9 protein-coding genes are annotated in these 8019 nt (G+C 63.7%); 6 read left to right on the top strand and 3 right to left on the bottom strand.

Features of this window, described 5'->3' with window-relative positions; translation table 11 throughout:
• Positions 1-434: 434 nt before the first annotated feature.
• Together rpsT and mutM are read right to left on the bottom strand one after the other, a co-directional pair.
• On the bottom strand, positions 435-698 hold the full coding sequence (rpsT, locus tag ACZ5U1_RS13405; protein ID WP_196225209.1) for a 30S ribosomal protein S20: 264 nt from the start codon (positions 696-698) through the stop codon (positions 435-437).
• Between the two features lie 117 nt (positions 699-815).
• A complete protein-coding gene (gene mutM, locus ACZ5U1_RS13400; RefSeq protein ID WP_464778832.1) occupies positions 816-1628 on the bottom strand; it encodes a bifunctional DNA-formamidopyrimidine glycosylase/DNA-(apurinic or apyrimidinic site) lyase in 813 nt (270 codons plus the stop codon).
• Between the two features lie 120 nt (positions 1629-1748).
• Between mutM and ACZ5U1_RS13395 the strand changes: the two genes are divergently transcribed.
• The 6 genes from ACZ5U1_RS13395 (at position 1749) to ACZ5U1_RS13370 (ending at position 6973) form a co-directional block, all read left to right on the top strand.
• The gene (locus ACZ5U1_RS13395) at positions 1749-2480 is read left to right on the top strand and encodes a class I SAM-dependent methyltransferase (protein ID WP_464778831.1); all 732 of its coding nucleotides are present in this window, start codon (positions 1749-1751) and stop codon (positions 2478-2480) included.
• Between the two features lie 151 nt (positions 2481-2631).
• On the top strand, positions 2632-4173 hold the full coding sequence (gene ubiB / locus ACZ5U1_RS13390; RefSeq protein ID WP_464778830.1) for a 2-polyprenylphenol 6-hydroxylase: 1542 nt from the start codon (positions 2632-2634) through the stop codon (positions 4171-4173).
• Positions 4170-5417, top strand: coding sequence for a bifunctional phosphopantothenoylcysteine decarboxylase/phosphopantothenate--cysteine ligase CoaBC (coaBC, locus tag ACZ5U1_RS13385; protein WP_464778829.1), 1248 nt, complete (start codon positions 4170-4172; stop codon positions 5415-5417). Before ubiB ends, coaBC begins: the two co-directional genes overlap by 4 nt.
• Positions 5392-5856 carry a dUTP diphosphatase gene (dut, locus tag ACZ5U1_RS13380; RefSeq protein WP_464778828.1) on the top strand — a complete coding sequence of 155 codons (465 nt, stop codon included), beginning with the start codon at positions 5392-5394 and terminating at the stop codon, positions 5854-5856. Before coaBC ends, dut begins: the two co-directional genes overlap by 26 nt.
• Entirely contained in the window at positions 5853-6620 is a 768-nt protein-coding gene (locus tag ACZ5U1_RS13375) for a HesA/MoeB/ThiF family protein (protein ID WP_464778827.1), read from the top strand. Before dut ends, ACZ5U1_RS13375 begins: the two co-directional genes overlap by 4 nt.
• Positions 6608-6973, top strand: a complete 366-nt coding sequence (locus ACZ5U1_RS13370) for a DsrE family protein (protein ID WP_464778826.1) — start codon at positions 6608-6610, stop codon at positions 6971-6973. The genes ACZ5U1_RS13375 and ACZ5U1_RS13370 overlap by 13 nt, the downstream gene beginning before the upstream one ends.
• Here the strand turns inward: ACZ5U1_RS13370 and ACZ5U1_RS13365 are convergent, their stop codons facing one another.
• Positions 6974-7993, bottom strand: a complete 1020-nt coding sequence (locus tag ACZ5U1_RS13365) for a M48 family metallopeptidase (protein WP_464778825.1) — start codon at positions 7991-7993, stop codon at positions 6974-6976.
• Positions 7994-8019: the final 26 nt, after the last annotated feature.

The raw sequence follows: 8019 nt of genomic DNA, 5'->3' as shown, positions 1-8019 counted from the left end.
AAACAGTCGACCCCCATCAACTGTGCCCCTGCCGGGCAGGGACCATCAGACGCAAAAATCCCTTTGGAAAAGCGGGAGCTTCCCCAACAAGTCTGCGCAAAAACAACCTAATGACGATCACCGGAATCGATTCGAGTGGCGATCAGAGAATTGAAAATACACAGGCAATCTTCGCCTGATCAAGGGCGAGGCCCTTCAAAAATATGAAATAAAGACGTTGACGCGGAAAACCGGGGAAAATGGCGAAATGAACATAATATCAAGTAATTTCAGATACTTAGCAAATATACACCTCTGTGCCCTTTTGCTCGAATCGTGAGGGAATCGCGGGAATCTGCGGATGTCCGTTACGGCTACGTGACGGAATCATGAAAAAACCCGCCCCAGAGCGGGACGGGTTTTTCGACTTTTACGTGACGATCGAGTGGAGCGGCTCAGGCGAGCGCGCTAACCCGCTTCGTAAGACGGCCGAACTTGCGAGCCGCAGTATTCTTGTGCAGCACGCCGCGAGCGACGCCACGGGCCAGTTCAGGCTGGACGGACTGAAGCGCCGTGGCCGCAGCCGACTTGTCGCCAGCGGCGAGAGCGGCTTCGACCTTCTTCACCAGGGTACGGATCCGGCTGATGCGGGCGCCGTTGATTTCGGCGCGGCGTGCGTTGCGGCGGATGCGCTTCTTGGCTTGCGGCGTATTGGCCATTTAAAGTCCTCGGTCTCGTCAAATCTCGTGAAAGGGTCAGCCGGAATCGCCAGCCGTCCCCCGTGAAGGTGCGCCCCTTACAGGGGATAAGCCCAAGCGTCAACGGGAAGGCGCGTGCTATTTCTGGCATTTCGGGCAATAGAAGGTCGATCGCCCGCCGTCCACGCGTCGCCGGATCACGCCGCCACAGGCGCAGCTTTCGCCTTCCCTACCATAGACTCGCCACTGTTTGGAGAAATAGCCAAGCTCCCCATCGGGCCGGGCATAATCGCGCAGGGTGGACCCTCCGGCCGCAATCGCGGCTGTCAGCACCTCCCGAATCGCGTCGGCCAAAAGACCGAGCCGCGCCCGACTGATCCGCCCCGCCTCACGCGTTGGGGAGATGCCCGCCATGTTGAGCGCTTCGCAGACATAGATGTTGCCGAGCCCGGCCACGATTCGCTGATCGAGCAGCGCCGCCTTGATCGATGTCGCCTTCCCTTTCAGCACCTGCGCGAGATAGTCGGACGAAAAATCAGGTCCGAGTGGCTCCGGCCCCATGCGGGTAAAGGGACCATAGGCCTGTGAGCCGTCGGTGCGCACGAGGTCGATCGAGCCGAAGCGGCGCGGATCGTTAAGGGAAAGCAGATGGCCGTTTCCGGTCTCGATCAGAAGATGGTCATGCGTCCCGATCTCGGCAGGATCGATTCGCCAACGCCCCGACATGCCGAGATGGAAGATCAGCGTGTCGCCGCGATTGGTTTCGATGAGCCCGTATTTGGCGCGGCGGGACAGCGATGTGACGGTCGCGCCAGTCAGCCGCTGCCGCAGATCGACAGGAATGGGGAAGCGGAGATCCGCGCGGCGTGGTTCGACACGGGTCAGAACCGCGCCCTCCAGAACCGACCGAAGGCCAGCGACAGTGGTTTCGACTTCGGGCAGTTCAGGCATTAAAATCTCTCTTGGATAGCGATCGGATCGTCAGGCCGAATAATGCCGACAAGTCACTGAACATTTTCGCCGATCTGGGGTGTTTCCACCGGACATGCAAATGCTCTAGGAGGCTGGCCCATGAACGACACTGCTTCTTTCGGCTATCGCGATGTGGATGCCTCTGAAAAACCGGGGATGGTGCGCGCGGTCTTTTCCAACGTCGCGTCCAAATATGACCTGATGAACGACGCCATGTCCGTGGGCGCGCACCGGCTGTGGAAGGACCAGTTTGTCGGGCGCGTGAAGCCGCGCAAGGATGAAGCGATCCTGGATATGGCGGGGGGCACGGGCGACATCGCCTTTCGCATGGCTAAGCATGGTGCCAACGTCACCGTATCCGACATCAATCCGGAAATGCTGGCGGTGGGCGTCGAGCGCGCGAAGAAGAAGGGCCTGGAAGGGCTGATCTGGTCGGAGCAGAATGCGGAAGAACTGACGTTCAAGGACCGCAGCTTCGACGCCTATACGATCGCCTTTGGCATCCGCAATGTGACGCATATCGACAAGGCGCTGCGGGAAGCGCATCGCGTGTTGAAATTTGGCGGGCGCTTCTTCTGCCTGGAATTTTCGACGACGACATGGCCGGGCTTTTCCGATGTGTATGACGCCTATTCGCATCGGCTGGTGCCCAAGCTTGGCAAGCTGCTCGCCGATGACGAGGACAGCTATCGGTATCTGATCGAATCGATCCGGCGCTTTCCGCCTATGCCGGAATTTGAGCGGATGATCCGCCAGGCGGGCTTCGTGCAGACGAAGGTCGAGCCGATCCTTGGTGGGTTGGTGGCGATCCATTCGGGGTGGAAGATTTGATGGGGGCGCACTCAAAGCCCTTCCCCTTCAGGGGAGGGTTCGAAGCAGTCACGTGCCTGCTTCGAAGGGTGGGGTCCGTCCACCTGGCACAGCGCTTGGGGCGTTCCCCCACCCCCAGCCCCTCCCCTGAAGGGGAGGGGAGTAAATAGCCATGCCATCCCACATCACGCATATCTGGCGGCTGCTGAAATGGGGCCGGACATTGGCGCGGCATGGGGCGCTGCGGGGGATTGAGCGCGATCCGTTGACGCCTACGCCCGTGCGGCGGCTGGTGCGGTTGGCGCGGGTGGGGGCGCGGGTGCCCAAGCAACCGCGCTATGCCGATGCCTTTCAGGCGATCGGACCTGCGGCGATCAAGCTGGGACAGACTTTGGCGACCCGTCCCGATCTGGTTGGGGAAGAGGCTGCGGACGATCTGCTGCGTTTGCAGGACGCGCTGCCACCCGTTCCCTTCGCTACCATTCGCGCGCAGATCGAACAGAGTTTTGGGCGTCCGCTGGAGAGCATCTATACCAGCTTCGATGAAGCACCGGTGGGTGCTGCGTCGATCGCGCAGGTGCATCGCGCCATCACCACGGACGGCCGCGATGTCGCGGTGAAAGTGATTCGGCCGGGCGTCACGGACCAGTTCAACCGCGACATCCAGACCTATGAATGGGCCGCTGCCCATGTTGAAATGTTGGGCGGCGAGGTCGCGCGATTGCGGCCGCGCCTGGTCATCGCCAATATGAAGCGTTGGACCGCGCGCGAGCTGGACCTGCGCCGCGAAGCCGCTTCGGCGTCCGAACTCGCCGAGGCGATGGAGGCGATGCCGGGCTATCGCGTGCCGATGATCGATTGGGATCGCACGACCGGCAAGGTCATGACGATGGAGTGGATCGACGGGATCAAGATTTCCGATCGAGACGCCCTGATCGCGGCGGGTCATGACGTGAAGGAACTGGGGGCGCGGCTGGTCAACGCTTTCCTGCGGCAGGCGATCGCCGAGGGGTTCTTCCACGCTGACATGCATCAGGGGAACCTGTTCGTCACCGCCAATGGCGACATCGTCGCGATCGACTTCGGCATCATGGGGCGGATCGACCGGCGGGCGCGCATGTGGCTGGCGGAGATCCTCTATGGGTTGATTACCGGCAATTATAAGCGGGTCGCTGAAATCCATTTTGAGGCGCAATATGTGCCCGGCCACCATAATGTGGAGGAGTTCGCCACCGCCCTGCGCGCGGTTGGTGAACCCATGCGTGGCAAGCCGGTGCGCGAGCTTTCGGTCGGGGGCATGCTGGACGGACTGTTCGCCATCACCCGCGATTTCGACATGCAGACCCAGCCCCATTTGCTGCTGCTCCAGAAGACGATGGTGATGGTGGAGGGCGTCGCGACCGCGCTCGATCCCGACATCAACCTGTGGGAGACGAGCGGTCCCTATGTGAAGGAGTGGCTGCGCGGGGAACTCGGGCCGGAAGCCAAGACCGCCGATGCGCTGATCGAAAATTGGCGGACGCTCCAGCGCCTGCCCGGCCTTGTGCGCCGGATCGAGGAAGCCTTCCCCGAGAAGGGCGGTGCGCCGCCGCCGCCGCCGCTGACCGAGGTGAGGCTGATCCGCGTCGGCGGGGGATGGCGCTATGTCGCCGTGGCGGGAATTGCCGCGGTGACTGGAGCGGTCGTTACGGCCCTGCTACATCTGCAGCTATGACTCAGCGTCGCATCCTCCTGATCGTGTCCGGCGGCATCGCGGCCTATAAGTCGCTGGAGCTGGTGCGGCTGCTGAAGAAGCGCGGTATCGCCGTGCGGGCGGTGCTGACCGACAGCGCCACCCATTTCGTGACGCCGCTATCCTTTGGCGTGCTGACCGAGGATCATGTCTATGGCGACATGTTCGACCTGAAAGAAGAGCGGGAGATCGGGCATATCCAGTTGAGCCGACAGGCTGATCTGGTCGTGGTCGCGCCCGCGACGGCGAACATCCTCGCCAAGATGGCGAATGGCATTGCCGATGATCTGGCGACGACGCTGCTGCTGGCGACGGACAAGCCAGTGCTGGCGGTGCCCGCGATGAATGTGCGCATGTGGCATCATGCAGCGACGCAGCGGAACCTTGCGCGCCTGCATGCCGATGGCGTGCACCTGATGGAGCCCGATAGCGGCGAGATGGCTTGTGGCGAGTTCGGCAAGGGGCGTCTGCCTGAACCCGAAGCGATCGTTGCGGAGATTGAGCGGCTACTTGAACATCCGGCTGTGAAAGACCCGCTTGCCGGTCAGCCGGATTTTGAGGGGGCTGAACTGCCGCTTAAGGGGCGGCATATCCTGGTTACCGCTGGGCCGACGCATGAGCCGATCGACCCGGTGCGCTACATCGCCAATCGCTCTTCGGGCAAGCAGGGCTTTGCCATCGCAGCGGCAGCGGCGCGGGCGGGGGCGCGGGTGACGCTGGTCGCCGGGCCGGTACATCTGCCGACGCCTGCGGGCGTGGATCGCGTCGATGTGGAAACCGCGCGGGACATGCTGGCGGCGGTCGAGGGTGCGCTGCCAGCCGATGCGGCGATCATGGTGGCAGCGGTTGCCGACTGGCGCACGGCTGACGCTTGCGAACAGAAGCTGAAGAAGGATGGGTCAGGCAAGCCTGCGCCGCTCTCGCTGGTGGAGAATCCTGATATTCTGGGCACCTTGGGCAAACATGCGGGGCGTCCTGCCCTGCTCATTGGTTTTGCTGCCGAGACCGAGAAGGTTGCCGAACATGCCGAGGCAAAGCTGGCGCGCAAGGGTGCGGACTGGATCATCGCCAATGATGTGTCAGGTGACGTGATGGGCGGCGACAGCAACAGCGTGCATATCGTCACGGCGAACGGCATCGAAAGTTGGGAGCATTTGCCCAAGGATGCCGTCGCCACCCGAATCATCGAAAAGGTTGCTTATGCCCTCGCCGCTCTCTCCGATTGAAATCCGTCTGAAGCGCTTGCCCCATGGTGAGGGGCTGCCGGTGCCTGCCTATGCGACCGAGCATGCGGCTGGCATGGATGTCGTGTCGGCCGAGGATGTGATCATCGTGCCGGGCGGGCGGCATGCTGTGGCGACGGGCTTTGCGATGGCAATACCCGATGGCTATGAGGTGCAGGTGCGGCCAAGGTCGGGGCTGGCGCTGAAGCACGGCATCAGCCTGCCCAATACGCCGGGCACGATCGACGCGGATTATCGCGGGGAACTGAAGGTCATCCTCATCAACCTGGGTAGTGAGCCTTTCGTCATTTCACGCGGTGACCGCATCGCGCAGCTGGTGGCGGCGCCGGTGCAGGTGGCGCGCTTTGCCGAGGTTGAGGAACTGGACGAGACGGTCAGGGGTTCGGGTGGTTTCGGATCGACGGGAGTGAGTAGCTCATGACCCTTTCCGACGAGCAGCTGGAACGCTACGCCCGCCATATCGTCCTCAAGGAGATTGGCGGCGCGGGTCAGGCGCGGCTGCTGTCGGCCGATGTCGCGGTGATCGGCGCGGGCGGGATTGGCAGCCCGGCGATCCTCTATCTCGCGGCGGCGGGCGTCGGCACGATCCGGGTGATCGACGATGATCATGTCGCGCTTTCCAATTTGCAGCGGCAGGTGCTGTTCGGCACCGGCGACATCGGTGTCGCCAAGGCCGAGGGCGCGATGGCGGCGGTGGCGCGGCTTAATCCCGATGTGAAGCTGATCCCCATCAATGCGCGGATCGATGCGGATAATGCCGCGCTCATGCTGCGGGACGCGGATGTCGTTCTGGACGGGTGCGACAGCTTCGCGACGCGGCTGGCGGTGGCGGACTGCGCGCAGCGGCTGCGCATTCCACTCGTGTCGGCGGCGGTCGGGCCGTTCGAGGGGCAGCTCGCTACCTATCGCGGCTGGGAAGTCGATCAGCCCTGCTATCGCTGCCTTGTCGGCGATCCACAGGACGCGCCGGAACGGAACTGCGCCGAAACAGGGGTGATTGGCGCTCTGACCGGCGTGATGGGAAGCCTGGCCGCGCTGGAAGTCATCCGTGCACTGGTGCCCTTCGGCGCCGACATGGCGGGCAAGCTGCTGCTCGCCGACCTGCTCTCCATGCGGTTCCGCACGGTGAGCGTCGCCAAGGACCCCGGCTGCAAGGCGTGCGCCGCCGAACTATGCGCGAACTGAGGATTGTCGTCGCCACGGCTGACGCAGAGCGGCTGCGCGGCGCGCTGGTGCTGGCAAGCGCGCAGGCGGCGTTAGGCGGAACAGCGAGCGTCTTCCTGCAACTGGATGCAGTGGCGCTGCTGCGGCAAACCGCCCAAGCGCCAGAGGATGCCGCGCATCTGGCGGCGGGCCTGCCTTCCCTCAGCCAATTGATCGCCGAGGCATTGGCGCTGGATGTCCGCATCCTGGCCTGCCAGAGCGGCATGGCGCTGCATGAGGTCGCCGCTAGTGCATTGCCGGAAGGCATTTCCATCAGCGGCCCCATCGCCTTTCTGCAGCAGACCGGGGATCAGGCGCGCCTGATCTTCGCCTGATCAGAAGGGCTTTCCCCAGAATTTCGCAACCTTGGGGTCGGCCGCGCAGGAGGAGCGCAGCGCCTGCCATGAACCGCGATCGAGGGCCGGGCGATAGGCAGAGCCCAGCTTGACCGCATCGACGAAACGGCGGCGGCGATCGGCGGAGAGCGGGTGCGAGGAGAGCCATGTCATGGCCCTTTCTCCGCTACCGGCCTCCTTGCCGCCGAGCTTTTCGAAGAAGGCCGCGGTGGCGGCGGGGGAGATGTTGGCGGCGCGCATCTGATCGATGGCGACGCCGTCGGCTGCCGCTTCCGCATCCCGCCCATAGCTGAGCGCCAGCACACCGTTGAGGTAGCTGCCTGCACCGCCCCCCGCTCCGCCCAGCACAGCGCTAAGGCCAAGTTGGCGGACAAGGCCGGTCAAGGTGTCGCGGTGACGAACATGGCCAAGTTCATGACCCAGTACGCCCGCGACCTCGTCGGGCGAGCCGGCCTGCTGAATGAGGCCGTCGAACAGGATAATACGACCGCCGGGCAGCGTTACCGCATTGACCATCGGGATGTTGGCAAGCGTGATTTCGCGCGCTTCATGGTGGGGGTCGATCCTCTCCGCCAACGTCCGCAACGCGGCATCCCCGGCGGGCGTGTGGCAGAAGCGGCCGCCGAAATCCCCGACCATGGTATCGCCCATCCGGTTTTCCCAGGATTGGGGGATCAACGGCGCAATGGCACCGGGGGCTTCGAGCGCACCCCAGACAACCAGTCCCGCCACAATCGTGAATAGCCCCGCCGCGCGCCAGAAGCCGAAGCGGTCGATCCAGCGGCCATAGCGTTCGCCCCGGGGCAGATAAGCGGACAGACCCGCTGGTGGCTCTCCTGAAAAACCCATTCGCCATCCGGGAATGGCGCTGTGCCCATAGGTAGAACGCCCGCTGTCCGCACCGATCACGGTCAGGTCGGACCAGATGGCTGGCGCACCGGCCCAGCCGCTTTCCGGCTCCTCCAGCACGAAGCCGTCCCCGACCGGGCGGAGAAGCACGCTCCGCCGGGTCGCGTTGACGCCGT

It is taken from the genome of Sphingobium sp. TomTYG72 (assembly GCF_055394715.1).
Note: the sequence above shows the minus strand (reverse complement) of the source record. Positions and strands in the feature narration are given on the sequence as shown.

Bases quoted from the DNA above. Each gene is read 5' to 3' on its own strand.
- rpsT (WP_196225209.1), bottom strand. From the start codon at position 698: ATGGCCAATACGCCGCAAGCCAAGAAGCGCATCCGCCGCAACGCACGC.
- mutM (WP_464778832.1), bottom strand. From the start codon at position 1,628: ATGCCTGAACTGCCCGAAGTCGAAACCACTGTCGCTGGCCTTCGGTCG.
- ACZ5U1_RS13395 (WP_464778831.1), top strand. From the start codon at position 1,749: ATGAACGACACTGCTTCTTTCGGCTATCGCGATGTGGATGCCTCTGAA.
- ubiB (WP_464778830.1), top strand. From the start codon at position 2,632: ATGCCATCCCACATCACGCATATCTGGCGGCTGCTGAAATGGGGCCGG.
- coaBC (WP_464778829.1), top strand. From the start codon at position 4,170: ATGACTCAGCGTCGCATCCTCCTGATCGTGTCCGGCGGCATCGCGGCC.
- dut (WP_464778828.1), top strand. From the start codon at position 5,392: ATGCCCTCGCCGCTCTCTCCGATTGAAATCCGTCTGAAGCGCTTGCCC.
- ACZ5U1_RS13375 (WP_464778827.1), top strand. From the start codon at position 5,853: ATGACCCTTTCCGACGAGCAGCTGGAACGCTACGCCCGCCATATCGTC.
- ACZ5U1_RS13370 (WP_464778826.1), top strand. From the start codon at position 6,608: ATGCGCGAACTGAGGATTGTCGTCGCCACGGCTGACGCAGAGCGGCTG.